We start from the raw sequence: 25,554 nt of genomic DNA on the forward strand, positions 1-25,554 counted from the left end.
TCAATCAGCCGGACGCCGCGACAAAATTCACATGCTGACCCACATGCAGATTCAGTCGCAGTTCATCGGCAATTCCCACTGCCACGCGATTCAAGCGTTCCAGCGGTTCTGCCAAACCCGGCTCAAGATTGCCGCCGACCTGACTGAAATGCTCGATGGTCAGCCCAGCCACGCCTTGCGGCGCATTGACCAGCGTCCAGTGCAGTGGACTGCTTTGCACCGCTTCACGAATTTCTTCGGCAGCGTGACGTTGTAAGCGTTCATCCAGCTCCGGCTCGTCGAGTACCGCAAACTCCCCCACCAGAAACAGCCGCGACACATTGGCCGCTTGCAGCCCGTCGACCAGAGCATCAACGGCTAGTACCTGTTCGACCGGGCCAAGCACCACCGAGCGTTCAACATGATCGCTACTGAACGGCAGCCCCGGGGCATCGAGCAAACAGATCACCGCCGAACTGCCGGCGACACTTTGATTCACCCGCTCGCAATCGAACAGGTCACCGCTTTTGGTGCGCAATCCTGGACGCGGCGCGAGCGCGGTCAGGTCGTCGAGAATGGCGATGACTTCGTGCTGTCGGCGCAGCAGTTCAGCCATCAACGCAGCGCCCAGGCTACTCATGGCACCATAGAGCACCACTTTTACCACCGGGGTTTCGGCATTTTTCATGGCTGATCCCTTTTGTTATCCCTTGTATGACGTGTGACATACGGGCTACGTCGAGGGTTCGAACCGATTCAGAGGGTTTGCGATGCAAGCGATCAAGGGCTACCACGCCCACGTCTATTTCGACGCCAATACGATTGAACAGGCACGGGCACTGTGCGAGCGGGCCGCGCAATTGTTTCCATTGAAGATGGGCCGCGTCCACGAACGACCGGTCGGCCCGCACCCGGACTGGAGCTGCCAGTTGGCCTTCGGCCCCGAGCTGATCGGCGAGGTGCTGCCGTGGCTTGCCCTCAATCGCAAAGGCCTGGTGGTGTTTCTGCACCCGGACACCGGCGATGACTGGGTCGATCACACCGAGCATGCGATCTGGATGGGGGCGATGCGGACGCTGGATTTGTCTGTTTTTTAATCAGGTCGTTGATACGCCCGACGCGTTTCTTCGCGCTCGCACCTCAGCTGCTCGTGCGCAAATCGACTTTAATCGCATCCGACGACCGGTTGACCGTTCATTCAAAGGTTTCGCCCGCGAAAGGTAGCTGAAAGCTTCCCCGATTAGGATCGCCCTCACTTCCGGCAACAGACCGGTTGGCCAACGCGTGTGATCTCTCGCTCGCCCGGCCCAATTAACAACAACAATGGTGATTCTGATGTCCTCTGTAGCCCGCCTCTTCCCGCGTTTTCTTGTTGCCACTCCGCCCGTACGTCTCGTGCTTCCCGTTCTGCGCTGATCTCGCCCGATCCGCTCACTCAACTAGCCGCGCTACGCCTGGAGTAATCCCATGCTGACTTTCCTTGGCTTCGCCATGGTCATCACGTTCATGTTCCTGATCATGACCAAGCGCCTGTCCGCGCTGATCGCCCTGATCATCATCCCGATTCTGTTTGCGCTGTTCGGTGGCTTCGCGCCGAAGATCGGTCCGATGATGCTCGAAGGCATCACCAAGCTGGCGCCGACTGGCGTGATGCTGATGTTCGCCATTCTCTATTTCGCCCTGATGATCGACTCCGGCCTGTTCGACCCGGCCGTGCGCAAGATCCTCAAACTGGTCAAGGGCGACCCACTGAAAGTTTCGGTCGGCACCGCCGTACTGGCGCTCGTCGTTTCCCTTGATGGTGACGGCGCGACCACTTATATGATCTGCGTGGCCGCGATGCTGCCGCTGTACAGCCGCATTGGCATGAGCCCGCGGATCATGGCTGGCCTGATCATCCTCGCCGGTGGCGTGATGAACATGACCCCATGGGGCGGTCCGACCGCTCGTGCGGCGAGTGCGCTGCATGTCGATCCTTCGGACATTTTTGTGCCGATGATCCCGGCCATGGCCGCTGGCGTGGTGGCGATCCTGCTGATTGCCTATTTCTACGGCAAACGCGAACGTGCGCGTCTGGGCGAGTTGCACCTGATCGGCGACGAGATCGATCACAGCGAAATCAGCGTTTCGCAGTTCCCGGATGCCCGTCGTCCGAAGCTGATCTGGTTCAACGGCGCCCTGACCTTCGGCCTGATGTGCACGCTGATCGCCGGCCTGTTGCCGCTGCCGGTGTTGTTCATGGTTGCATTCAGTATCGCCATGATCGTCAACTACCCTTGCCTGCAACAGCAGAAGGATCGCGTCGCGGCGCACGCCGGTAGTGTGCTGGCAGTGGTCGGGCTGATCTTTGCGGCCGGCATCTTCACCGGTATCCTGACCGGCACCGGTATGGTCGATGCGATGTCGAAGAGCCTGTTGGCAGTGATCCCTGATTTCCTCGGCCCGTACCTGGCGGTAATCACGGCGCTGGTGAGCATGCCGTTCACCTTCTTCATGTCCAACGATGCGTTCTACTATGGTGTGTTGCCGGTGTTGGCCGAAGCCGCCAGCCACTACGGGATTACTGCGGTGGAAATGGCCCGTGCCTCGATCGTCGGCCAGCCCGTCCACTTGCTGAGCCCGTTGGTGCCATCGACTTATCTGTTGGTGGCGTTGGCCGGGATCGATTTTGGTGACCATCAGCGTTTCACCCTGAAATGGGCGATCCTGGTGTGTATCTGCATCCTGATTGCTGCACTGCTGTTGGGGACTTTTCCGCTCTTCAGCACTCTATAAGCCCAAGACTCACTGCACAGAGTCCCGGCTTCGCTGTTTGAAGCCCGGACTCTTTGTGGTTTAACAATCGCTCAAAGGAATACACATGGAATGGCTGACCAACCCTGAAATCTGGGTTGCCTTCTTTACCCTGACCGCCCTGGAAATCGTCCTCGGTATCGATAACATCATCATGATTTCGATCCTGGTCAGCCGCATGCCCAAACACATGCAGCAGCGCACCCGGATTTTCGGTCTGGCGCTGGCCATGATCACGCGGATCCTGTTGCTGCTGTCGATTACCTGGGTCATGCGCCTGACGGCCGACCTGTTCGTCGTGTTCGGCCAAGGCATCTCCGGCCGCGACCTGATCCTGTTCTTCGGTGGTCTGTTCCTGCTGTGGAAAAGCTCGCAAGAGATGTACCACGCACTGGAAGGCGAAGATGAAAGCGAAGAAACGCCAAGCGGCAAGGGTGGCAACTTCCTCTACACCATCATCCAGATCGCGATCATCGACATCGTCTTCTCGCTGGATTCGGTGATCACCGCTGTCGGCATGGTCTCGCACGTTCCCGTCATGGTTGCAGCGATCATCGTTGCGGTGCTGGTGATGATGCTGGCGGCCGGGACTATCAGCGATTTCATCGACAAACATCCGTCGCTGAAGATGCTGGCGCTGTCGTTCCTGCTGGTGGTCGGTACTGTGCTGATCGCAGAATCGTTCGATGTGCATGTGCCAAAAGGCTACGTCTACTTCGCGATGGCGTTCTCGCTGGCAGTGGAAGCGATCAATATCAAACTGCGTGGCGCGATGGCCAAGAAGAAACAACAGCAAGATCCGGTGAAACTGCGCAAGGACATTCCGGGCCAGTAACCCGGTAATCCAGCAGTCAATACAAAACCTGTGGGAGCTGGCAAGCCAGACTCCCACAGGTTTTTTTGTCTTTGATGCTTGAAAAACCGTAGTTCACGCAGACAGAAGAACCTGTTGGAGCCGGCTTGCCAGCGATAACGGGGTGTCAGTCGACATCAATGTTCGCTGTGCCGACGTCATCGCTGGCAAGTCAGCTCCCACAGGGTTTTGCCGTGTTTGTGGCGAACGTGAATGAACGCCTTTTCATGACAGTTTTGTTTCAATCCCCACTTTGGCTGTGCAATGCTGGCGCACAGACCGTTAGCCAACTACAGCTTAAGTATCAGAACGTAGAAACCGCGCGGCACCGTCAACTTGCTCCTCTGGAGCGCTGCTATTTCAGGGGGTTTGCATGCTCACCCTGCTCAATCTGCTTTCCGCCGTCGCCCTGCTGATCTGGGGCACGCACATCGTTCGAACCGGCATCCTGCGGGTGTACGGCACCCAGTTGCGCCATGTGATTGGCCAGAACATGTCGAAAAAATGGCTGGCCTTTGTCGCCGGTATCGTCGTGACCGCGATGGTGCAGAGCAGCAACGCCACCGCCATGCTCGTCACCTCTTTTGTCGGCCAGGGCCTCATGGCGCTGACCCCGGCGCTGGCGACCATGCTCGGCGCCGACGTCGGTACGGCGTTGATGGCCCGGGTGCTGACCTTCGACCTGTCTTGGCTGTCGCCGCTGCTGATTTTTGTCGGGGTGATTTTCTTTCTGTCGCGCAAACAGACGCGGCTCGGGCAAATGGGTCGCGTATCCATCGGTCTGGGGCTGATTATTCTTGCGCTGCAATTGATCGTCGAGGCCGCTGCGCCGATCACCCATGCGCAAGGGGTGAAGGTGATTTTTGCCTCGCTGACTGGCGATATCCTTCTCGACGCCTTGGTCGGCGCGCTGTTCGCGATGATTTCCTATTCCAGCCTCGCCGCCGTACTGCTCACCGCCACACTGGCCGGGGCGGCGGTGATCAGTCTGCCGGTGGCGATCGGTCTGGTGATCGGCGCCAACATCGGCAGCGGCATTCTCGCGTTCATGAGCACCAGCATGCAGAACGCGGCGGGCCGGCAAGTGGCGCTGGGCAGTTTGTTGTACAAACTGATCGGCCTGCTGCTGATCATCCCGGTGCTTGATCCGCTGGTGCACTGGATCGACAGCCTCGATTTCAGCCCGCAGGAAATGGTCATCGGCTTCCATCTGCTCTACAACACCGCGCGTTGCCTGATTCTGCTGCCGAGTGTCGGTCCGATGGCGCGGCTATGTGCCTGGCTGCTGCCTGAACGGCCGGAGGTCAACGGCACCGCCAAACCGCGTCATCTCGACGCGACCGCACTGGTCACGCCAAGCCTTGCGCTGGCCAACGCCGCACGGGAAACCCTGCGCATGGGCGATCTGCTCGACAACATGCTCGATGCCACTCTCGATGTGTTGCGCGGCAAGCAGACCGCCGTCACTCAGGAGGTGCGCAGGCTGACCGACGACATCGAAGCGCTGTACAGCGCAATCAAGCTGTATCTGGCGCAGATGCCCCGCGAGGATCTCGGCGAGCGGGACAGTCGACGCTGGGCCGAGATCATCGAGTTGGCGATCAACCTGAAACTGTCCAGCGATGTCATCGAACGCATGCTACGCAAGATCCAGCAGCAGAAGACTTCGCAACGTCGTTCGTTTTCCGAAGAGGGCCTGGAGGATCTGGCCGTGCTGCATCAGCAGCTCATTGCCAACCTGCGGTTGGGGCTGTCGGTGTTTCTCAGTGGCGACCGGGAAAGTGCCCGGCAGTTGTTGCGCGAAAAACGTCGTTTCCGCGCACAGGAACGCCGTTTGGCCCATGCGCATGTCAGCCGATTGCAGCGCAAGATCGTGCAGAGTATTGAAACCAGTTCGCTGCATCTGGAGTTGATTGCGGACATGCGCCGGCTCAATTCGCTGTTCTGCGGCAGTGCGTATGTGGTGCTGGAAACGGCGGATACCGGCGCGCTGGCGGCGGATGATATGAGCGACATTACGCATTCGCCTTGAACGTCTGCGGTTGTGGTCAGTCAGTAACTTTGATTCAGCTTTCAGGCCCTCCTCGCTAGCAGGCTAGCTCCCACAGGGGAATGCATTTCAAATGTGGGAGCTAGCCTGCTAGCGAAAGCGATCTGACTGACGACACGGATCTCCAAATCAGCCGTATGGAAGCCTGTTATGCGTTGCCTGTTGTTCGCCTGTCTGTTGCTCGGTTCTCTACCCTCCTTCGCCCTGGATCGTTTTCAGGTCGAAGGCTATGCGTTGCCCAACGGTTTGCAGTTGATGCTCAAGCCCGGCACCGAGCGTGGGCATGTGGCGATCCGCCTGGTGGTCGGCGTCGGTCTCGATGATTTTGACTGCGACGAAAAAGAGCTGCCGCACCTGCTCGAACACCTGCTGTTTAGCGGCATTGACGCCACTGGCGAAGGTGGTCTCGAAGAACGCATGCAGGCCCTGGGCGGCGAATGGAACGCCTTTACCAGCAATGCCGACACCACCTTCGTCATCGAAGCCCCGGCCAAGAACCAGCGCAAGGTGCTCGACCTGCTGCTGGCTCTGCTGACCCAGACCCGCATTGACGACAACGCGATCAACGCCGCCAAACGCGTGGTCGAGCGTGAAGACGGCGGCCATTACACGCGCCTGCAACGTTTTCTTGATCGTCAGGATCTGGGCCACACCGCGAGCAATCAATTGGCCGTCGAACTGGGCCTGAAATGCCCGCAACGCGCCGAAGTCGATCATCTGACCCAAGAGCAGTTAGAGAAGGTGCGCCAGGCCTGGTACGCGCCGAACAACATGACCCTGATCATCGTCGGCGAACTCGACAAACTGCTGCCGGCTTATCTGGAACGCACGTGGGGCGCCCTCGAACCGGTCGAACCCAGCGAGCACCGTCCGCTGCCGGACATCAGCACCAGCGCCGCCCACGAGCGCACCCTCACCCGCGGCTTCATGGGTGACGGCGCCAAGTTGCACTGGTTGGTGCCGGAGCCGGTGCTGGACGATCAGTACGACCAGACCTTCGATATCCTCAAGGATTACCTCGACTGGGCGCTGTACCGGCAGATTCGCCTGAACCACGGTTTGTCCTACGGGCCGTGGGCCGAACGCGAAGTGTTCGGCGGCGTCGGCTTCATGAGCCTCAACGCTGACCTGGATCGCGATGACGTCGACGAAGCCATTCAGGTCCTGGAAGACCTCAAGGCGGACTTGCTGAAAAACGGTCTCGACCCTGACACCTTCGCCCGGATCAAACAGGCCGCCATCGCCCATCAGGCCTGGGCGGTACAAGGCAACAGTGCGATGGCCGATTATTACTGGAGCGCGCTGAGCGATTATCAGGACGGCCGCTTCGCCAACCCTGCGCGGGACCTGCAAGGCGTGACGCTGGAAACGGCGAACAAGGCGATGCGTGAGTTGATGTTGCAACCGGGGTATCTGCGGATCGAGAAGCCGCTGATCAGTGATGATCAGGTGCTGTGGGTAGCTGCAGGTGGAGTGGGTCTGGTGCTGCTGATGTTGATTGGCTGGCGCTTGCATCGTAAGCGCGCGTGAAGATCAAAAGATCGCAGTCAATGCACCGAATAACTGACTGCCAACCTCGCCACGTGGCCCGGTGGGCGCTACTCTGTCGAGGTTTTTTCCCCTATCGTTGTGAACCGCCAAAATGTCCAGACTGACCCTCCTTATCCAGCGCATTATCGAGCTGATGAAGCGTTACCCCGGGGTCATTGCGCTGGGTGGTTTCATCTCGGGGGTCGGCAGTTTCATGCTGGTCGATCGCCAGCAGGGACTGGCGAGCTGGATCACGGTGATCATGCTGCTCAGCTGGATCTGGCTGATGTTGGAAAACACCCTCACCGGCCTCTTCACGCGGGTGTTCAAACGGGAAATTCCTCAACCGCTGCTGCGTTATGCGACGCAGATGATCCATCAGGAAAGCCTGTTTTTTGTCCTGCCGTTCTTTTTCATCACCACGACGTGGAACAGCAGCCAACTGATCTTTACCGGCCTGCTCAGCGTCGCCGCGCTGATCTCCATCGTCGACCCGCTCTATTACAAATGGCTGGCGCCACGGCGCTGGGCGTTTCTCGCGTTGCACACCCTGACCCTGTTCGCCGCCCTGCTCACGGCGTTGCCGGTGATCATGCACCTGACCACCTCGCAAAGTTTCAAATGGGCGCTGGGGATTGCCGTGCTGCTGTCGTTCCCGAGCCTGGCGTCGATCTTCCCGATCCGCACCGTACGCAACGCGCTGGCGATTCTGTGCATCACCGTGGGCATCGGTGGCGTCGGCTGGGCATTGCGTTCGTGGGTGCCGCCGGCGACGCTATGGATGACCGATGTGGCAATCAGCACGCAAATGCAGGATCGCACCCCTGGCGCCAGTCTCGATAAGGTCAGCGCCGAGCAGATCCGCAACGGCGGCCTCTACGCCTACACCGCGATCAATGCACCGCGCGGGCTCGATGAGCGGATTTATCACGTCTGGCAGTTCAACGGCAAAGAGGTCGATCGCATCGCCCTCGACATCCACGGCGGGCGCAAGGAAGGCTACCGGGCGTGGACGCACAAACAGAATTTCCCCGGCAACCCGGCGGGCAAATGGCAAGTGCGGGTGTTGACCGAGGATGGCCAACTGATCGGTGTGCTGCGCTTTGAAATCACCGACAGCACACCGGTCAAAGAAAAGTAATCCGGTTCGTGCTATTACGTTAGTTCGCTTAGAAGCCGAACAAGCACGGAGCTTATGACCAGCAGCTCGATGACAGGCAGCGCCCAATTGGACACGTCCAACACCCCTGCCCGCCTGCGGATCAGCGGAGACTGGACGCTTGCCCATTACACCGAGCTCAAACATCTGAGCGAAACCCTGCGCGGCCAGTACGACACCGACACGCCCATCGACCTCAATGGCCTCGGCGCCCTCGACACTGCTGGCGCGTCATTGCTGGTGGAACTGCTCGGTTCCGAGCGCCTCGGCAAGTCCGCCGAACATCCCGATTGCACAATCTCCAGCGCCGACCGCGCGCTGCTGCAGACCGTGTATCAGTCGTTGACCGATTTCTGCGTGCCGATCAAGGAACCGGAAATCAGCGTCAGCGTGCAATTGCTGACGCGCATCGGCCGCGCCGTCGACACGGTCTGGCAAGACACCCTGCAACTGCTCGGCTTCGTCGGCCTGATTCTGGAAACCATCGCTCGTGGCCTGTTTCGGCCCAAGCGCTGGCGTATCACGCCGATGATCGCGCACATCGAACAGACCGGTCTCGACGCCGCGCCGATCGTGGCGTTGCTGACCTTTCTGGTGGGGGCTGTGGTGGCGTTTCTCGGCGCGACGGTGCTGGCCAGTTTTGGCGCGAGCATCTTCACCGTCGATCTGGTGGGTTTTGCCTTCCTGCGTGAGTTCGGTGTTTTGCTCACCGCGATCCTGATGGCCGGGCGCACCGCCAGTGCGTTCACCGCGCAAATCGGGTCGATGAAGGCCAACGAGGAAATCGACGCGATTCGCACCCTCGGCCTTGACCCGATGGAGCTGCTGGTGGTGCCGCGCGTGCTGGCGTTGCTGGTGGCGCTGCCGCTGCTGACCTTTCTGGCGATGATCTGCGGAATCATCGGCGGTGCCGTGGTCTGCGCGGTGTCGCTGGATATCTCGCCGGCGATGTTCCTCTCGCTGCTGCAAAGCGACATCGGCGTTCAGCATTTTCTGGTCGGCCTGGTGAAGGCGCCGATCTTCGCGTTTCTGATTGCGGCGATTGGCTGCCTGGAAGGCTTCAAGGTCAGTGGCAGCGCCGAATCGGTCGGCGCACACACCACGTCGAGTGTGGTGCAGTCGATTTTCGTGGTGATCGTGCTCGACGCGGTGGCTGCGCTGTTCTTCATGGAGATGGGCTGGTGAGTCGTCTACCCCGTGCGCCCTCGGAGGCGGTGATTGAAGTCCGTAACCTGTGCAACCGCTTCGGTACGCAGAGCGTGCACGAGAACCTCGATCTGGATTTGTACAAAGGCGAAATTCTCGCCGTGGTCGGCGGCTCCGGCAGCGGCAAATCGGTACTGCTGCGCAGCATTGTCGGCCTGCGCCGGCCCAGCGAGGGCATCGTCAAAGTGTTCGGCCAGAATCTGCCGAGCCTGGCGGAGCATGAGCGCTCGTTGATCGAACGACGTTTTGGCGTGCTGTTTCAGAAAGGTGCGCTGTTCTCTTCGCTCACCGTGACCGAAAACGTCGCCCTGCCGCTGATCGAACACGCGGGCCTGAGCCGCGAAGACGCCGAGCATCTGGCCGCCGTCAAACTGGCGCTGGCCGGGTTACCGCTGTCGGCGGCAGACAAATACCCGGCGTCGCTGTCCGGCGGCATGATCAAGCGCGCCGCTCTGGCCCGGGCCTTGGCGCTGGATCCGGACATTCTTTTTCTCGACGAGCCCACCGCCGGTCTCGATCCGATTGGCGCTGCGGCGTTCGATCAGTTGATCCTGACCCTGCGTGATGCGTTGGGTCTGAGTGTGTTTCTGGTGACCCACGACCTCGACACGCTCTACACCATCACCGACCGCGTGGCGGTGCTGGCGCAGAAGAAAGTGCTGGTGGCCGATGCCATCGACGTGGTCTCGGAAACCGATGACGCGTGGATTCACGAATATTTCCACGGCCCGCGCGGCCGCTCGGCGCTGGACGCCGCCAAACTGCTCAACGAGGTCTGACATGGAAACCCGAGCGCATCATGTGTTGATTGGCCTGTGCACCGTGCTGGTGGTGGCCGGCGCCCTGCTCTTCGGCCTGTTCCTGGCCAAATCCAGCGTCGACACCGAGTTCAAGGATTACGAGGTGGTGTTCAACGAGGCGGTCAGTGGCCTGTCCAAGGGCAGTTCGGTGCAGTACAGCGGGATCAAGGTCGGCGACGTGGTCAGCCTGCGCCTCGATCCGCAGGACCCACGGCGGGTGCTGGCGCGGATCCGTCTCGGCGGCGACACGCCGGTGAAGGAAGACACCCAGGCCAAACTGGCGCTGACCGGGATCACTGGCACGTCGATCATCCAGCTCAGCGGCGGCACGCCGCAGAGCCCGACCCTCAAGGGGCATGACGGCAAGCTCCCGGTGATCATCGCGTCGCCCTCGCCTATCTCGCGGTTGCTCAATGACAGCAACGACTTGATGAGCGGCATCAGTGCCCTGCTGCACAATGCTAATCAGATGTTCTCCGAGGATAACGTCGAACGCGTCAGCAGGACCCTCGCCCATCTCGAACAGACCACCGGCACCATCAACGATCAGCGCGGCGACATTCGCCAGGCCATGCAGCAACTGGCGAGCGTCGGCAAACAGGCCGGCAGCATGCTCGAACAGACCTCGGCGTTGATGCGTAACGCCAACGGCCTGCTCAACGATCAGGGCAAACAGGCGCTGGGCAGCGCCGAGCAGGCAATGAAGTCGCTGGAAGACAGCAGCGTCACCATCAATGCGTTGCTGAACAAGAACCAGAACTCCCTCGACAGCGGCATGCAGGGCCTCAACGGCCTGGCGCCGGCGATCCGCGAACTGCGCGAAACCCTGTCTTCGCTGCGGGCCATTTCCCAACGTCTGGAGGCCAACCCCAGCGGTTACCTGCTGGGCAGTGACAAGAACAAGGAGTTCACGCCATGAAGCTGACCCGCCTCGCCCTCCTCGCCACTGGCCTTACGCTGATCAGCGCGTGCACGATCTTCCCCGAATCCGAGCCGCTGGACGTCTACCGCTTGCCGGCAGCACAGGCGCCCGCCTCGCGCGGTTCGGCGGCGACACAGCAGTGGTCGCTGCGCTTGAACAAGTTGCAGGCCAGCGAAGTGTTGAACCGGCCGACCATCGCAGTGATCCCGCAGGGTGACGTGATCAGCAGCTACAAGGCTTCGCGCTGGAGCGATCCGGCGCCGGTATTGCTGCGCAATCGGCTACTCGATGGTTTTCAGCGCGATGGCCGGGTGACGTTGCTGAGCACCGATGACAGCAACTTTCAGGCGGATCTGGAGCTGGGCGGGAATTTGCAGGCGTTTCAGACCGAGTATCAGGGCACCCAGGCCAGCGTCGTCGTGCGCCTCGATGCGTTACTGGTGCGCGGCTATGACCAGCGAATCCTGGCCAGTCGCCGGTTTGAAGAACGTCAGCCGCTGAGCGATGTGCAAGTGCCGGCGGTGGTCGCCGGGTTTGGCCAGGCCAGTGATCGTCTCACCGCCAAAGTCGTCGCGTGGGCCGTGGACCAAGGTCAGAAACTGGCCCCCCAAAGACCCTGAGCTCGACACAATCCCTGTGGGAGCGGTGGCGGTGAGTCAGTCACCAGAGGTTCTGGATGTGCTGCCCTCATCACTGGCAAGCCAGCGCCCACAGGGGTCTCTATCAGCCGAAGAACCAGTAGCACACGGTGATGGCGCCGATCACGCCGGCCAGTTCCGCCAACAGCGCGCAACCCACGGCATGCCTTGCGCGCTGAATCCCCACCGCACCGAAATACACCGCCAGCACATAGAACGTCGTCTCGGTACTGCCCTGCACCGTCGCCGCGACGAGCGCCGGGAAGCTGTCCACGCCGGAGGTCTGCATTGTCTCGATCAGCATCGCCCGCGCAGCGCTGCCGGAGAACGGTTTGACCATCGCTGTGGGCAGCGCATCAACGAAGCGCGTGTCCCAACCGGCCCATTCGACCAAATGGCGAATCCCGTCGAGACCAAAATCCAGCGCCCCGGATGCGCGCAATACGCCAACGGCGCAGAGCATTGCGACCAGATACGGCAGCAGGTTCTTGGCAACGTCGAAGCCTTCCTTCGCGCCTTCAACGAACGCCTCGTAAACCTTCACTTTGCGTAAAGCACCGATCACCAGAAACAGCATGATCAGCCCGAACAACGTGAGATTGCCGAGGATCGACGAAAGCCCCGCCAACGCCGTGGCCGACATTGTCCCCAGCAGTGCCATGAACGCGCCGAGGATCAGCGCGCCGGGAATCAGATACGCCAGCACCACCGGGTCCCAGATCCGCAGGCGCTGCATGAAGGCTACCGACAGGAAGCCGACGATGGTCGAGCAACTGGTCGCCAGCAGAATCGGCAGGAACACCAGGGTCGGATCCGGCGCGCCTTGCTGGGCGCGGTACATGAAGATCGTCACCGGCAGCAGGGTCAGGGAGGAAGCGTTGAGCACCAGGAAAAGGATTTGCGCGTTGCTGGCGATGGTCGCGCTGGGGTTGAGTTCCTGCAACGCCTTCATGGCCTTGAGGCCGATCGGCGTGGCGGCGTTGTCCAGACCCAGACCGTTGGCGGCGAAGTTCAGGGTGATCAGGCCGAGGGCCGGGTGGCCGGGCGGAACCTCAGGCATCAGGCGCAGAAACAACGGCCCCAACACCTTGGCCAGCCAGTCGACGATCCCGGCCTTTTCGGCAATGCGCAGGAAACCCAGCCACAGGGTGAGCGTGCCGAACAGCAGCACCATGACCTCGACCGAGAGCTTGGCCATGGCAAAAATGCTTTCCACCATCGCCGCAAAAATCCCGGCATTACCGCCGACCAGCCACTGCACCAGCGCCGACACGGCTGCCACGATGAAGAAGCCAAGCCACAGGCCATTAAGCATCAGTCAAATCCCCCGGAAGATGCGGCGAATGATAACGGGGTCGCCAGAAACGACAAACCCCGGATTTCTCCGGGGTTTGTTTATAACGGCTGGCGGTGATCCCTGTGGGAGCGGGCTTGCCCGCGATGGCGGTGTGTCAGTCAACAAAGATGTTGAATGTGCTGGCCTCATCGCTGGCAAGCCAGCTCCCACAGGGTCTTGGATTACTGCTTGGAAATCTCGCCGGCCGGCAGTTTTTCCTTGCTGCGCCAGTGCGGCAGGGAGTTCCAGTAGCGCTCGCCCTTGGCGTCGTCGTACATGCCTTCCCAGCGGGAGATAACCAGCACGGCCAGAGCGTTGCCGATCACGTTCAGCGCGGTACGGGCCATGTCCATGATGCGGTCGACACCGGCGATGAACGCCAGGCCTTCGAGCGGAATACCAACGCTGCCCAAGGTCGCCAGCAGCACCACGAAGGACACGCCCGGTACGCCGGCGATGCCTTTGGAGGTGACCATCAGAGTCAGCACCAACAGCAGTTGCTGGCTGATCGACAAATCGATGCCGTACAGCTGGGCAATGAAGATCGCGGCAATGGACTGGTACAGGGTCGAACCGTCGAGGTTGAACGAGTAACCGGTCGGTACCACGAAACTGCAGATGGCTTTCGGCGCGCCGTAGGCTTCCATCTTCTCGATCACGCGCGGGAGCACAGTTTCCGAGGAGGCGGTGGAGTAAGCCAGTACCAGTTCATCCTTGAAGATGCGCATCAGCTTCAACACCGAGAAGCCAAACAGCTTGGCGATCAGGCCCAGCACCACAAAGGCGAAGAAGGCGATGGCGACGTAAACCAGGATCACCAGTTTGGCCAACGGTACGAGGGAAGCGAAGCCGAAGTTGGCCACGGTCACCGCGATCAGTGCGAATACGCCGATCGGGGCGTAGTTCATGATCATGTGGGTGACTTTGAACATGCTTTCCGAGACGCCCTGGAACATCTTCACCAGCGGCTCGCGCAGGTCCGACTGCAGGCTCGACAGACCGAGACCGAACAGCACGGAGAAGAAGATGATCGGCAGCATTTCGCCGCGGGCCATGGCCGCAAAGATGTTCGACGGGATCAGGTTGAGGATGGTCTCGATGAACGCGTGTTCATGCTGTACTTCGGCAGCAGTCGCCTGGTACTTGGAAATGTCCACCGTACCCAAGGTGCTCATGTCGATGCCGGTACCCGGATGGAACAGGTTGGCCAGCACCAGACCGACGACGATGGCGATGGTGGTAACGATTTCGAAATAGATGATCGTCTTCAGTCCGATACGCCCGAGTTTCTTGGCGTCGCCCACGCCGGCGATGCCAACGATCAGGGAAGAGATGACAATCGGGATCACGATCATCTTGATCAGACGGATAAAGATATCGCCTGCCGGTTGCAGGACGTTGCTGATCCACCAGGCCTTCTCGGCACTGAAATGGTTGAGCAACGCGCCGATTGCAATCCCCAGAACCAGACCGATGAGGATCTGCCAGGCGAGGCTAATTCTTGCCTTCTTCATTATCTTTACCCTTACTTGCGTTTGACTCAGGCACATGCAGGAACTGGAACGCTCTTTAGCGGAAAAGTCTGTGCATCTGCCTCCGTATAAGGTGCCCCGAAGCGCGTATTGACGGCTCTTCGGCAGGCGAAAAAAGGCGCAACTATTCCGATGCAAGGTTGCGCCGTCTAATGCCGTAAACGCCTACCCTATGCCGAATCGGCATGAGCTTTTTTAAATGAAACTGGCGTCCCAACCGGTTCGATTGTGACATTTCGGCCGGCATAAGTGCCGTGAACCGGCCATCGCAGCGTAAATTGATTATTTTTTGAGCGAGGAATTTCGACGGAAATTTCAGGAAAAAGCCTACATATCGAGACCCGAAGTCCGACTGTTTAAAAGGTCTCTTTCTCGATATACGGTCGCCAGGAAACACCGCGTAATGTTTTCGCGCGCAGTGTGGGCGATAAAAAGAAGGGGCTGAACGCTCTGGATCAACGTTTTGCTTGAATGAAAGCTTGGCGCAAGCCCGTCGAACCCCTTTGGATTGACGAACTTGCGGCAGCTTTTACCCTGACCCGGCCCTTGCGCAGGCACTCCCTGTACCCGTAGGTCACTCCGACTCTGTAGCAGTCAGAACGTCCCGGCCCCCTGGTCATGCGCCGACCTTCATCGGGTGGGCGCAATAGAGGGCAGCGCAGGCGCTGCCCTCATGTTCAAACTCAGTACCACTTCGGATCTTTTTTCAATGTTTCCATCAACAGATCCTGCATGCCCTGATCAGGCTTGCCGAAGAACCTGTAAGTGGCATGTCGCGTTGGCGACTTGTCGGACGGCAGACCTTCGGGCACATCAACCAGCATGCCGTAGGCATCGTCCTTGTCGAAGCTGAACGCAACGATCAAGCGGTGATTGAGGCACTTGTCTGCATTTTCGCAGAGCGGGCCAACAAGGTATTTGTCGCCATCTTCTTCCACGGCATTCATCTGCTGTTCGGAAGTGCCGGACAGGTTCATCACCCATTCCGGCAGGCGTTCTTCCTTCTTCACCACGCCTTGCCAGGTTTCCCTGTACTGCGAGTCTGAACTCAACAGTTCGTTGACCCGCGCCTGGCCGTCGTTGGCCGCCATCGCCATGGCACTACCGCCCAGAATCAGGGCGGCTGCCAGTGTCTTCGAAACGCTCATCGTCAACCTCGGCCGCGACGGCCCATGAAGAACGACACAACGAACATCACCAGGAACACGACGAAGAGAATCTTGGCGATACCCGTGGCGGTGCCCGCGATACCACCGAAGCCCAGTACCGCAGCGATGATGGCAATGATCAAGAATGTGATTGCCCAACTCAACATGGTGATTCTCCTTACTTCTCTATTTAGGGATGTTGCGTGTTCAGGCGCATCGCGCCCGAATCCGGTTAATTCAATTAAAAGACCCAGCGCTCTTCACGCGGCAGCTGATCCATTGGCTGCGCCTGGTCGACGTCCATCATGCGCATCGAAGCGCTCTCGGCCGCAGTGTTGCTGACGGCACTGAAGTGCTTCTGCGTGCTGTGCTGGATCGAGATCAGCGGCTCAGGCTTCTGGCTGTTTTCCCAGCTCAGGTATTGCTGACACGCGATCAGGGTGATCAACAGCGCGAGCACGCCAAACAGACCTTGCTGGATATGCAGAGGCGAGATACGCATTTGGGCGGCACGTTGGCGAGTCATCCTGGGTTCCTCACGCTTATTCGGTTGGGGCAGTTCTGATCTGCCCGGGATGAACAAGGTATTGCAGCCTGCATGCCAGTTTTTTATCTAAAAAATAATCAATAAAATCAATAGCTTACATTGAACTGAGAAAATCCACGGGACGCATCCTGCACGATGCAGCATCTGTGGTCGTGCGCATTGCACGATTTTTTCGTAGGAGAATTCATTCTTATGGAATTGAGAGCAGGGCGCAGATGTCAGAAAAGTACGCAGGTAAATGCCTGCAAGGCAGTGATTGTTTAAAAATTCAACAAAATCAGTGGATTAGCCGTAAAGGCAGGAGAGGGCTACCCTCCTATGGCTGGCATCGTTCAGAATCAACCATGCAACTTGCCCGATTTTTCCGGGACTAACTCAAGATCAATCACTATGGAGCGTAGGAAAAATGGAATCTGCCACTGAGCAACAAGGCCGCATTCTGCTGGTGGACGATGAATCCGCCATCCTGCGAACTTTCCGCTATTGCCTCGAAGACGAAGGCTATACGGTGGCTACCGCCAACAGCGCGGCTCAGGCCGAGGCACTGCTGCAACGTCAGGTCTTCGACCTGTGCTTCCTTGATTTACGTCTGGGCGAAGACAACGGCCTCGATGTATTGGCGCAGATGCGCATTCAGGCACCGTGGATGCGGGTGGTGATCGTCACCGCTCACTCGGCGGTAGACACGGCCGTGGATGCGATCCAGGCCGGCGCCGCCGACTACCTGGTCAAACCGTGCAGCCCGGACCAATTGCGGCTGGCGACTGCCAAGCAATTGGAAGTGCGCCAACTCTCGGCGCGTCTTGAAGCGCTGGAAGGCGAAATCCGCAAGCCTAAGGACGGCCTCGATTCCCATAGCCCGGCGATGAAAGTCGTCCTGGAAACCGCGCGGCAAGTGGCGGGTACCGATGCCAACATTCTTATTCTTGGCGAATCCGGCACCGGTAAAGGTGAGTTGGCCCGAGCTATTCACGGCTGGAGCAAACGCGAGAAGAAATCCTGTGTGACCATCAACTGCCCGTCGCTGACCGCCGAGTTGATGGAAAGCGAGTTGTTCGGTCACAGTCGCGGGGCGTTTACCGGCGCCAGCGAAAGTACTTTGGGTCGAGTTAACCAGGCAGACGGCGGCACACTGTTTCTCGACGAGATCGGCGATTTTCCCCTGACGTTGCAACCCAAGTTGCTGCGCTTCATTCAGGACAAGGAATACGAGCGGGTAGGTGACCCGGTGACTCGCCGCGCCGATGTGCGGATTCTGGCGGCGACCAACCTCAACCTCGAAGACATGGTGCGCGATGGTCGCTTCCGTGAAGACTTGCTGTATCGCCTCAACGTCATCACCTTGCACCTGCCACCGCTGCGCGAGCGGGCCGAGGACATTCTGACGCTGGCCGATCGCTTCCTCGCGCGCTTCGTCAAAGAGTACGCACGCCCGGCGCGCGGTTTCAGTGACGAGGCCCGTGAAGCGCTGCTCGGCTACCGTTGGCCAGGCAACATTCGCGAGCTGCGCAACGTGGTCGAGCGGGCGAGCATCATCTGCCCGCAGGAACGGGTGGAGATCACTCACCTGGGCATGGCTGAGCAACCGGCCAACAATGCGCCACGCGTCGGTGCCGCGCTGAGCCTGGACGAGTTGGAGAAAGCCCACATCGGCGCAGTACTCGCCACCGCCGGTACTCTGGATCAAGCCGCGAAAACCCTGGGCATCGACGCCTCGACGCTGTATCGCAAGCGCAAGCAGTACAACCTGTGAGTGCCCGACGATGAAACTGGCGATGAAGTTGCGGACCCGGTTGTTCCTCAGCATTTCCGCGCTCATCACCGTGGCCCTGCTTGGGCTGTTGCTCGGGCTGGTCAGCGTGATGCAGATGGCCGGCACTCAGGAAACATTGATCCGCAACAACTTTGTCACCCTCGACCTGGGGCTGAAACTGCGCCAGACCCTCGGCGATCAGCTGATCATGATGCTTGCCGAGAAGCCTGACCCGGAGGCGTTCGAAGCGTCCAAACAACATTATTTCCAGTTGCTTGACGAAGGCATTGCTCAGGAGGAGAAGGGTGATGGCCGTCATTACGGGTTCTCGCAGGCCAAATCCGATTACCTGAAGTTTCTCCAGGTGTTTGATCAGTCCCGTGACCCGGGTTCAGCCCTGAGTGGCAACAGTGACCTTCGTGAGCGTTTCAATACCTTGCGAAATGGCTTGATCGCCGAGCACAAGCACGCGCTCGACAACATTAATTCTGTACAGCACGCGGCCCGCGACCGGGCGTTGCTGATTGCGAGCCTGCTCGGGTTGGTCGGGCTGGCGGTGTTGATCATCGGGTTCATTACCGCGCACGGGATTTCCCGGCGCTTTGGTGCGCCCATCGAGGCGCTGGCCAAAGCGGCCGATAACATCGGCCAGGGCAATTTCGAAGTGACGCTGCCGATCTCCTCGGCGATGGAAGTGAATTTGCTCTCGCGCCGGTTCGGGCTGATGGCTGAGGCGCTGCGCGAGCATCAGGCCACTAACGTTGATGAGCTACTGGCCGGTCAGCAACGCTTGCAGGCGGTGCTCGACAGCATCGACGACGGCTTGTTGATGATCGACCGCCAAGGCCATCTCGAGCACCTCAACCCGGTCGCCCAGCGCCAATTGGGCTGGGACGACGACCGTCTCGGCCAGGGCTTGGGCAGCGCACTTGAGCGGCCGGAACTGGATGAGCAGCTGCAACTGGTGTTGCGCGGCGGCACGCTGGAGCGGGCGCCGGAAGATTTGAGTATCGAGGTCGATGGCGAGTCGCGCCTGCTGACTTATAGCCTGACCCCGGTCAGCCACACTCAAGGTCACATTCTTGGCGCGGTGATGGTGTTGCACGATGTCACCGAGCAAAGAGCCTTTGAGCGGGTGCGCAGCGAGTTTGTGCTGCGCGCGTCCCATGAACTGCGAACGCCGGTCACCGGCATGCACATGGCGTTCGGGCTGTTCCGCGAGCGGGCGAAGTTTGCGCCGGAATCTCGCGAGGCCGACCTGCTCGACACCGTCAACGAAGAAATGCAGCGCCTGATGCAATTGATCAATGACTTGCTCAACTTCTCGCGCTACCAGAATGGCTTGCAGAAACTGACGCTCGCGCCGTGTTCCATCGAAGATTTGCTGGCGCAGGCGCAATTACGCTTTGCCGATTTGGCGGCGGAAAAAGGCATCGATTTGACTGTGGAAGTACAAGGACCATTGCCGCGCTTGCAGGCTGACCAGGCGCAGCTTGATCGGGTGCTCGACAACCTTATCGATAACGCCTTGCGTCATACCGCCCGGGACGGCCAGATCCGTTTGCAGGCACGTCGCCATGGCGAGCGGGTGATCATCAGCGTCGAAGATAATGGCGAAGGCATTGCCTACGGCCAGCAAGGACGGATCTTCGAGCCGTTCGTTCAGGTCGGGCGCAAGAAGGGCGGGGCCGGGCTCGGTCTGGCGCTGTGCAAGGAGATTGTTCAGTTGCATGGTGGACGGATGGGCGTTTATTCGCGGCCGGGGCAGGGCACGCAGTTTTATATGGCTTTGGCGGTTTAGGCTTCGTCATCCATCCGGCGCCCTGCAATTCGCCGTCCGCGGGTGATCAGTTCGATGAACTGCACTGCACTCAGGGCATGGGCGAACAGCCAGCCCTGACCGAACTTCACGCCTTCGCTGCTGAGCAGTTCGGCTTGCGATTCCAGCTCGATCCCTTCGGCAATCACCTTAAGATCCAGGGCCTGCGCCATGTGAATGATGTGCGGAGCGACGCCGCTGCTGGCGGCGTCATGGCCGAGCGCGTCGATGAACGCCTTGTCGATTTTCAGGCAATCCACCGGCAGGGTTTGCAGGTAGGCGAGGCTGCAATAGCCGGTGCCGAAATCGTCGATCAGCACTTGATGGCCCAGATCGCGCAGCGCTTGCAGGTTATCCCGGGCGACCACCACATCAATCAAGCCGCGCTCGGTGACTTCGAAGGCAATCTGCTTGGCTGCCACTCTGTGCAGGGCCAGCAGCCGCGCCATGACCGGGCCGATGCGCGGCACCATCACGTCGCATGCGGCAAGGTTGACTGAGATATACAGCTGCGGATTGGCGCGCAACACTGGCCCCAATTGCTCCAGTAGGCGCTGAAGGACAAAGTCGGTCATCTGGCGAATCTGCCCGGTATTTTCCGCCATCGGGATAAACAGGTCCGGGCTGGTCAATGTGCCGTCCGGACGGCGCCAACGCAGCAAGGCTTCAGCGCCGACGCAGTTGCGGCTGTCGAGGTCGAAGATCGGTTGATAGAGCACTTGCAGTTCGCCGCGGCGGATGGCGCCGTGCAGTTCGGCATCCAGTGACTGGCGCTGGCGCACCAGCAAAAATATGCAGAACCCCACGACAGCGCCCAGCACCAGGCAGGCCGGGACTATCCACCACCAGATGGTGGGGATCTGCATGCCGGTGCGCGGCGTGATCAGCACCAACTGATATTCCGGGTTGTCGGTGGGCATGCGGTAGATCAACCGATTCTGGGTGACTTGCAGGGCGTCGCGGCTTTTTGGCGGCCAGGGTTCCGCTGGTGGCCATGTCTGCGCAGTGCCGAGCACCGGAATGGCGCGGGAGCCGTGGTCCAGCACCACCAGCAGGCTGCTGCCGGGCGACAGGTCGACCATGTCGGTCAAATGCCCGCGTGATGTAGCCACCCGAAAATTGCCGCGCCCCAGCATCAATGCTGCGCGGTTTTCGTCGGGTTCGGTTGTGGTGTTCAGCCAGTAGCTGTAGGTCGGGCCTTTGATGTCCGGCGCGCGGTTAACCGACAGACCCTCTTCGCGCGGACGATTGGAGCAGACTCGCGAGGCGTCCATATAAGCCGCTTCATAGACGAAGCGATAGTTGAAGGTGACTTGCCGCAGCGTGGCGATCATCTCGTCGTCACAACTGCGCAACGGCTGGGCTTCGAGGTCGTCGAGGCTTTCGCGTAGTTGTCCGAACAACTGCTCGAGCCGGGCGAGAAAGCGCTCGCCCTGAGCGTTCATTATCTGGCTTTCACTTTGTTCGACCTGGCGCATCGCCACGAACATCGCGCCGCTGAATAACAGGCCTGCACTGAGGACGGCCGCGATCATCGCCAAAAACCCTGGGCGATAAAACCAGCTACGCAGCGTCGCTCGGGTAGCAACCATCATGGAATATCCGAAGAATTACCAATGAGTTATAGCTGCTGATTGGAAGTTCGCCCTGACCGTCGGGCGGGCGTCATTATTTTGTCTGATTTAGAACCAGCAGCAACGCCGCCGTTTGCGCGTCCGGGGTGCCGTCAAACCGCGAAGGACGGAAGTGCATCTGGAACGCGGCGAGGACGTGGCGCGTCGCGACGTCCAGCTCGCCAGTTTGCGGCGTCTCATAGCCCAGATGGGCCAACTGCGCCTGAAACCAGCTGATGCTTGGCAGCTCGCCGCTGGTGAACAACGCTTGCTGGCGCGCTACGGCCTGTTCGTTCGGCCACATGCCCAAACCTTCGGCGGCGAGACGCTTCCACGGGAACAGTGGCCCTGGATCAAGCTTGCGCAGGGGCGCGATGTCGCTATGACCGATGATGTGCTGCGGGCTGATGCCGTTGCGCTTGCTGATGTCTTTGAGCAGGACGATCAGCGCTTGAATCTGCGCTTCGCTGTAGGGATACCACAGGCGCCCGGTTGGGGTGTCTGTGAAACCAGGGTTGACGATTTCGATACCGATGGAGCTGGAGTTGAGCCAGGTGCGGCCCTGCCATTGGCTCTCACCGGCGTGCCAGGCGCGCTGGTTTTCGTCCATCAGCTTGTAGACAGTGGCGCGCTGGTCGTCACCGATCAGGTAGTGGCTGCTGACTTCACCGTGGGTCAGCAACTGCAGCGAACGCTCGAGGGAAGCCGAGGTGTAATGCACGACCACGAACTGGATACGGCTGTCGTAGTTGGCGGAAGGATGGCTGGTGTCATAACGCGGACCGCTGGCACAACCGGCCAGAACGAGTAGCGACGCGAGGAGAGCAAAAAATTTCATGGCAGAGGGCAATTACACAAGACAGTAATGCAACAGTGTAACGTACTGCCTTGGGTCCAGACGGTCAGCGAGCGGATTTAAACAAAATGGAACAAATTATCAGCCCAGCTCAACTCGATTGCGCCCGCCATTTTTAGCCCGGTATAGCGCCTGATCGGCTCTTTTAAGCACCAGATCGCTGTGTTCTCCTGGCTTGAACGATGCCAGCCCCATGGAAATCGTGATCGTCACCCGTTCACCCTTGAAATGGAACGGGCACGCTTCGATCGCTGCGCGCAGGGTTTCCAACAGTTTTGCACCGACCGCTGGCGGGGTGGCCGGCATCAGCAGAACGAACTCTTCGCCGCCGAAACGTGCGATGAAATCGGAACCGCGCAGGCGTTTGCGCAACACCGTGGCAATGATCTTCAGGACTTTGTCACCGGCCAGGTGGCCGTAGTTGTCGTTGATTCGCTTGAAGTGATCAAGGTCGAGCATTGCCAGGCTCAGTGTGTTGCCGTGCTGCTGCCATTGCTTGATCTCATGCTCGAGACGTTCGCTCCAGGCCGCGCGGTTGGGCAGGCTGGTGAGCGGATCGATAAGGGCCTTCTGGCGTTGCTCTTCAAGGTGTTCGCGGAAGCCCTGGGCTTCTTGCTCCATGTGCGCCACGCGCTCGGAGAGACCTTTGAGGCGCGTCGCGACTTCCTGTTCCCGGGCATCACGCTGCTTCTGGTGTTGATCCATGGTGCCGAGCAAGCCTTCGAGATGATTTTCCAGCACCTGCTTGAGGTCATCCAGGTCGGCAGCCTCCTGGACACTGGTCTGCAAGCCGTCGACTTGCTCCCGGATCTGCGTGTCCATCGCCCGCGCCGCCGAACTGTTGTCGGCATGGCCTTCGCTGGCGGCTTGCAAATTGCTCTGGAACGCCTCGAGGCGTTCGTTGAGTTGCTGCAGATACGCTTCGAATTCGTGCTGACCGCTGTCGGTAATCGCCAGCATCAACGTCGCCAGATCGTCGAGGATCGGGATCAGTTCGTACCAGTTCAAGCCGTGCTTGAGTCGCTCGCGCATGGCTTCGGCTTGTGGGCGATGTCGCTCGGGCAGGGTCAGGTCGTCGAGCAGGCCGATCAGCGTGTCTTCGATGTGTTTGGCCACGGAGCTGTAGGACGGCTCCGGGGAATCCGGCAGGGCGAAGAGGATGTCGTGCTCGGATTGCTCCGGATCGATCGCCGCCAGTGCTTGAGCGATGGGCGGGGGCAGGGGCAGGGTGTCGAGGAACAGCGGCTCTGGATCGCCGGGGTGGATCAATTCGTCGGGGTTGAAGGCGACGGGTAAAACAACTGGCGTCGGAGCAGGTGCTGGAGCGGTTTCGGGCTCGGGCTCGGATTCGACTGCGTCTGCTTCAGGTGCAGCTTTGATCACTTCGCTGGTCACCGTTGGCGGCACGAAGGTCGTTATTTGCGGTTCGCGCTGAGGCGCAAGCGCAGGTGTCTCGGAAATCGCGGTTGGCGCGGCGTCCTGGGTAACGGCAGCGGCCACCGGTGGCTCAGTGACTGCGGCAGGCTCTGGGGCGGGTTCGTCTGCAGGTGCAGGTGCAACTGCCGGTTGTGCCGTCGGCGCAACTTGAGCTTGCGCCGTAGGTTCCGGCGCCTCCTCGCTGTCTCGGCTGCCGAAAAGCCTTTGCAGCAACCCCGGCCGGCCAGGTTCGGCGGGTGTCTCCACCTGACTCAACGCCTTGCCCTGCAGGCCGCTGAGTTCACCCAGCAGCAGCGGCAGTTCCCTGGCCTGACCGACACGGCCATCCAGTTGTTTGGCAAATTTCTTCAGGGGCTGGGCGACTTCCCGTGGCAGCGGCAACGTTTGCAGCTGAGTCACCAGCGCGTTCAGTGCAGTGCTGACCTGATCGATCCGGGTTTCGCGACGCTGCTCGGAATCGAGCACGGCTTTTTCCAGGCGCGGCAACAGAGCGGCGAGGCCGGCGTCCATGTTGTCGGAGCGCACCACGTCGCGCATTTCTTTCATGCATTGATCAACGACGCGGTCGGTGCCCTCAGCGGCCAGCGTGCTGCGCACCAGGCCTCGGCGCAGCAGGTCGAGCCTTGCGGCCCAGCGACGTTCGAGTTTGTCCTGTTGTTCGATGCTTTTGAGGTATTTCTCTTTCCAGCGCTGGGCTTCGTCGCTCATTCAGGGGTTCCGCGAGGGGCAGGACTCAACGCGGGCAATGCATCGGCCGTGAGCGAACCCGGCAGACGAATCTCTACCGCGACCGGCAGGTGATCGGAAATCGGTTGTGCCAGCACTTCGACCTTTTCCAGGGTCAGGGTCGGGCTGAGCAAAATATGATCAAGGCAGCGCTGAGGACGCCAGCTGGGGAATGTCGCTTCCACCTGCGGGGCCAGCAGGCCGAGATCGCGTAACGGCGACTGTTGTAGCAGATCGCTGGCATGGGTGTTCATGTCGCCCATCAATATCTGATGTTTGTAGCCACCGATCAAATCACGAATATAGGCCAGTTGTAGGCTGCGCGTTCGCGCGCCAAGGGCCAAATGCATCATCACCACCACCAGCGCTTCCGGGCCTTCGCCGAAACGCAGCAGGATCGCGCCGCGACCTTTTGGGCCGGGCAGCGGATGATCCTCGATCGCCCACGGCTTGAGACGACTGAGCACGCCATTGCTGTGCTGGGCCAGTCGACCGAGGTTGCGATTGAGTTGTTGATACCAGTAGGGGAAGGCGCCGAGATGGGCCAGGTGTTCGACTTGATTGATGTAGCCCGAGCGCAGGCTGCCGCCATCGGCCTCCTGCAACGCGACCAGGTCGAAGTCGCCGAGCAGGTCGCCGATCTTCTGCAGGTTGCCTGAGCGCCCGGTGTGCGGCAGCAGGTGCTGCCAGCTGCGGGTCAGGTAATGCCGGTAACGCTCGGTGCTGATACCGACCTGAATGTTGAAACTGAGCAAGCGCAGACGATGATCCGCTGGCAGGCCCGTGGACGCCAGGTGGTGCTCGTTGACTTGCGGATCATGCAAGCCAACGATGCGTTCGGTCTTCCAGCGGCGCAT

Annotated in this window: 22 protein-coding genes; 12 read left to right on the forward strand and 10 right to left on the reverse strand. The window is 60.0% G+C overall.

What is annotated here, in order from left to right; all coding sequences use genetic code 11:
* Positions 1 to 4: 4 nt before the first annotated feature.
* Positions 5 to 667 carry an NAD(P)-dependent oxidoreductase gene (locus AB4P97_RS24310; RefSeq protein ID WP_047299187.1) on the reverse strand — a complete coding sequence of 221 codons (663 nt, stop codon included), beginning with the start codon at positions 665 to 667 and terminating at the stop codon, positions 5 to 7.
* An 82-nt stretch (positions 668 to 749) separates the two neighbouring features.
* Between AB4P97_RS24310 and AB4P97_RS24315 the strand changes: the two genes are divergently transcribed.
* The 10 genes from AB4P97_RS24315 to AB4P97_RS24360 all read left to right on the forward strand — a co-directional run bounded on the left by AB4P97_RS24315 (position 750) and on the right by AB4P97_RS24360 (position 11,912).
* On the forward strand, positions 750 to 1,076 hold the full coding sequence (locus AB4P97_RS24315; protein ID WP_115147892.1) for a DOPA 4,5-dioxygenase family protein: 327 nt from the start codon (positions 750 to 752) through the stop codon (positions 1,074 to 1,076).
* Positions 1,077 to 1,446: 370 nt separating this feature from the next.
* Positions 1,447 to 2,754: a CitMHS family transporter gene (locus tag AB4P97_RS24320; protein ID WP_042556931.1), complete on the forward strand. Its 1,308-nt coding sequence runs from the start codon at positions 1,447 to 1,449 to the stop codon at positions 2,752 to 2,754.
* A gap of 85 nt (positions 2,755 to 2,839) precedes the next feature.
* The gene (locus tag AB4P97_RS24325) at positions 2,840 to 3,607 is read left to right on the forward strand and encodes a TerC family protein (RefSeq protein ID WP_042556932.1); all 768 of its coding nucleotides are present in this window, start codon (positions 2,840 to 2,842) and stop codon (positions 3,605 to 3,607) included.
* Between the two features lie 391 nt (positions 3,608 to 3,998).
* Positions 3,999 to 5,657 carry a Na/Pi cotransporter family protein gene (locus AB4P97_RS24330; protein WP_042556933.1) on the forward strand — a complete coding sequence of 553 codons (1,659 nt, stop codon included), beginning with the start codon at positions 3,999 to 4,001 and terminating at the stop codon, positions 5,655 to 5,657.
* A gap of 168 nt (positions 5,658 to 5,825) precedes the next feature.
* Entirely contained in the window at positions 5,826 to 7,205 is a 1,380-nt protein-coding gene (locus AB4P97_RS24335; protein WP_042556934.1) for a pitrilysin family protein, read from the forward strand.
* 112 nt (positions 7,206 to 7,317) lie between these two features.
* The gene (locus AB4P97_RS24340; RefSeq protein ID WP_042556935.1) at positions 7,318 to 8,346 is read left to right on the forward strand and encodes a DUF5924 family protein; all 1,029 of its coding nucleotides are present in this window, start codon (positions 7,318 to 7,320) and stop codon (positions 8,344 to 8,346) included.
* 54 nt (positions 8,347 to 8,400) lie between these two features.
* Positions 8,401 to 9,549 carry an ABC transporter permease gene (locus tag AB4P97_RS24345; RefSeq protein WP_042556936.1) on the forward strand — a complete coding sequence of 383 codons (1,149 nt, stop codon included), beginning with the start codon at positions 8,401 to 8,403 and terminating at the stop codon, positions 9,547 to 9,549.
* Entirely contained in the window at positions 9,546 to 10,349 is an 804-nt protein-coding gene (locus AB4P97_RS24350; protein ID WP_042556937.1) for an ABC transporter ATP-binding protein, read from the forward strand. Before AB4P97_RS24345 ends, AB4P97_RS24350 begins: the two co-directional genes overlap by 4 nt.
* A gap of 1 nt (position 10,350) precedes the next feature.
* On the forward strand, positions 10,351 to 11,289 hold the full coding sequence (locus AB4P97_RS24355; RefSeq protein ID WP_047299189.1) for an MlaD family protein: 939 nt from the start codon (positions 10,351 to 10,353) through the stop codon (positions 11,287 to 11,289).
* A complete protein-coding gene (locus tag AB4P97_RS24360) occupies positions 11,286 to 11,912 on the forward strand; it encodes an ABC-type transport auxiliary lipoprotein family protein (RefSeq protein ID WP_261735434.1) in 627 nt (208 codons plus the stop codon). The genes AB4P97_RS24355 and AB4P97_RS24360 overlap by 4 nt, the downstream gene beginning before the upstream one ends.
* Positions 11,913 to 12,015: 103 nt before the next feature.
* On the opposite strand, the gene AB4P97_RS24365 is transcribed toward AB4P97_RS24360, so the two are convergent.
* The 5 genes from AB4P97_RS24365 to AB4P97_RS24385 all read right to left on the reverse strand — a co-directional run bounded on the left by AB4P97_RS24365 (position 12,016) and on the right by AB4P97_RS24385 (position 16,472).
* On the reverse strand, positions 12,016 to 13,245 hold the full coding sequence (locus AB4P97_RS24365; protein WP_042556940.1) for a nucleoside recognition domain-containing protein: 1,230 nt from the start codon (positions 13,243 to 13,245) through the stop codon (positions 12,016 to 12,018).
* Positions 13,246 to 13,448: 203 nt separating this feature from the next.
* The gene (gltP, locus tag AB4P97_RS24370; protein WP_042556941.1) at positions 13,449 to 14,780 is read right to left on the reverse strand and encodes a glutamate/aspartate:proton symporter GltP; all 1,332 of its coding nucleotides are present in this window, start codon (positions 14,778 to 14,780) and stop codon (positions 13,449 to 13,451) included.
* 701 nt (positions 14,781 to 15,481) lie between these two features.
* On the reverse strand, positions 15,482 to 15,946 hold the full coding sequence (locus AB4P97_RS24375; protein WP_042556942.1) for an inhibitor of vertebrate lysozyme family protein: 465 nt from the start codon (positions 15,944 to 15,946) through the stop codon (positions 15,482 to 15,484).
* Between the two features lie 2 nt (positions 15,947 to 15,948).
* A complete protein-coding gene (locus tag AB4P97_RS24380; protein ID WP_042556943.1) occupies positions 15,949 to 16,113 on the reverse strand; it encodes a DUF1328 domain-containing protein in 165 nt (54 codons plus the stop codon).
* A gap of 74 nt (positions 16,114 to 16,187) precedes the next feature.
* Positions 16,188 to 16,472, reverse strand: coding sequence for a hypothetical protein (locus AB4P97_RS24385; protein ID WP_042556944.1), 285 nt, complete (start codon positions 16,470 to 16,472; stop codon positions 16,188 to 16,190).
* A 427-nt stretch (positions 16,473 to 16,899) separates the two neighbouring features.
* On the opposite strand from AB4P97_RS24385, the gene algB reads away from it, so the two are divergent.
* Positions 16,900 to 18,246, forward strand: coding sequence for a sigma-54-dependent response regulator transcription factor AlgB (gene algB, locus AB4P97_RS24390; RefSeq protein ID WP_042556945.1), 1,347 nt, complete (start codon positions 16,900 to 16,902; stop codon positions 18,244 to 18,246).
* Positions 18,247 to 18,256: 10 nt separating this feature from the next.
* Positions 18,257 to 20,047: a KinB sensor domain-containing domain gene (locus tag AB4P97_RS24395; RefSeq protein ID WP_042556946.1), complete on the forward strand. Its 1,791-nt coding sequence runs from the start codon at positions 18,257 to 18,259 to the stop codon at positions 20,045 to 20,047.
* Here AB4P97_RS24395 and AB4P97_RS24400 read toward each other — a convergent pair.
* From AB4P97_RS24400 to AB4P97_RS24415, 4 genes are all read right to left on the reverse strand, one after another.
* Positions 20,044 to 21,657 carry an EAL domain-containing protein gene (locus tag AB4P97_RS24400; RefSeq protein WP_395602968.1) on the reverse strand — a complete coding sequence of 538 codons (1,614 nt, stop codon included), beginning with the start codon at positions 21,655 to 21,657 and terminating at the stop codon, positions 20,044 to 20,046. The genes AB4P97_RS24395 and AB4P97_RS24400 overlap by 4 nt on opposite strands.
* A 76-nt stretch (positions 21,658 to 21,733) precedes the next feature.
* On the reverse strand, positions 21,734 to 22,516 hold the full coding sequence (locus AB4P97_RS24405; protein ID WP_042556948.1) for an N-acetylmuramoyl-L-alanine amidase: 783 nt from the start codon (positions 22,514 to 22,516) through the stop codon (positions 21,734 to 21,736).
* A 99-nt stretch (positions 22,517 to 22,615) separates the two neighbouring features.
* Positions 22,616 to 24,679, reverse strand: coding sequence for a diguanylate cyclase (locus AB4P97_RS24410; protein WP_395601718.1), 2,064 nt, complete (start codon positions 24,677 to 24,679; stop codon positions 22,616 to 22,618).
* Complete coding sequence (locus tag AB4P97_RS24415) at positions 24,676 to 25,554, reverse strand: endonuclease/exonuclease/phosphatase family protein (protein ID WP_115147887.1); 879 nt, start codon at positions 25,552 to 25,554, stop codon at positions 24,676 to 24,678. The genes AB4P97_RS24410 and AB4P97_RS24415 overlap by 4 nt, the downstream gene beginning before the upstream one ends.

Origin of the sequence: Pseudomonas sp. A1230 (genome assembly GCF_044218825.1) — a bacterium.
Taxonomy (GTDB): domain Bacteria; phylum Pseudomonadota; class Gammaproteobacteria; order Pseudomonadales; family Pseudomonadaceae; genus Aquipseudomonas; species Aquipseudomonas iridis.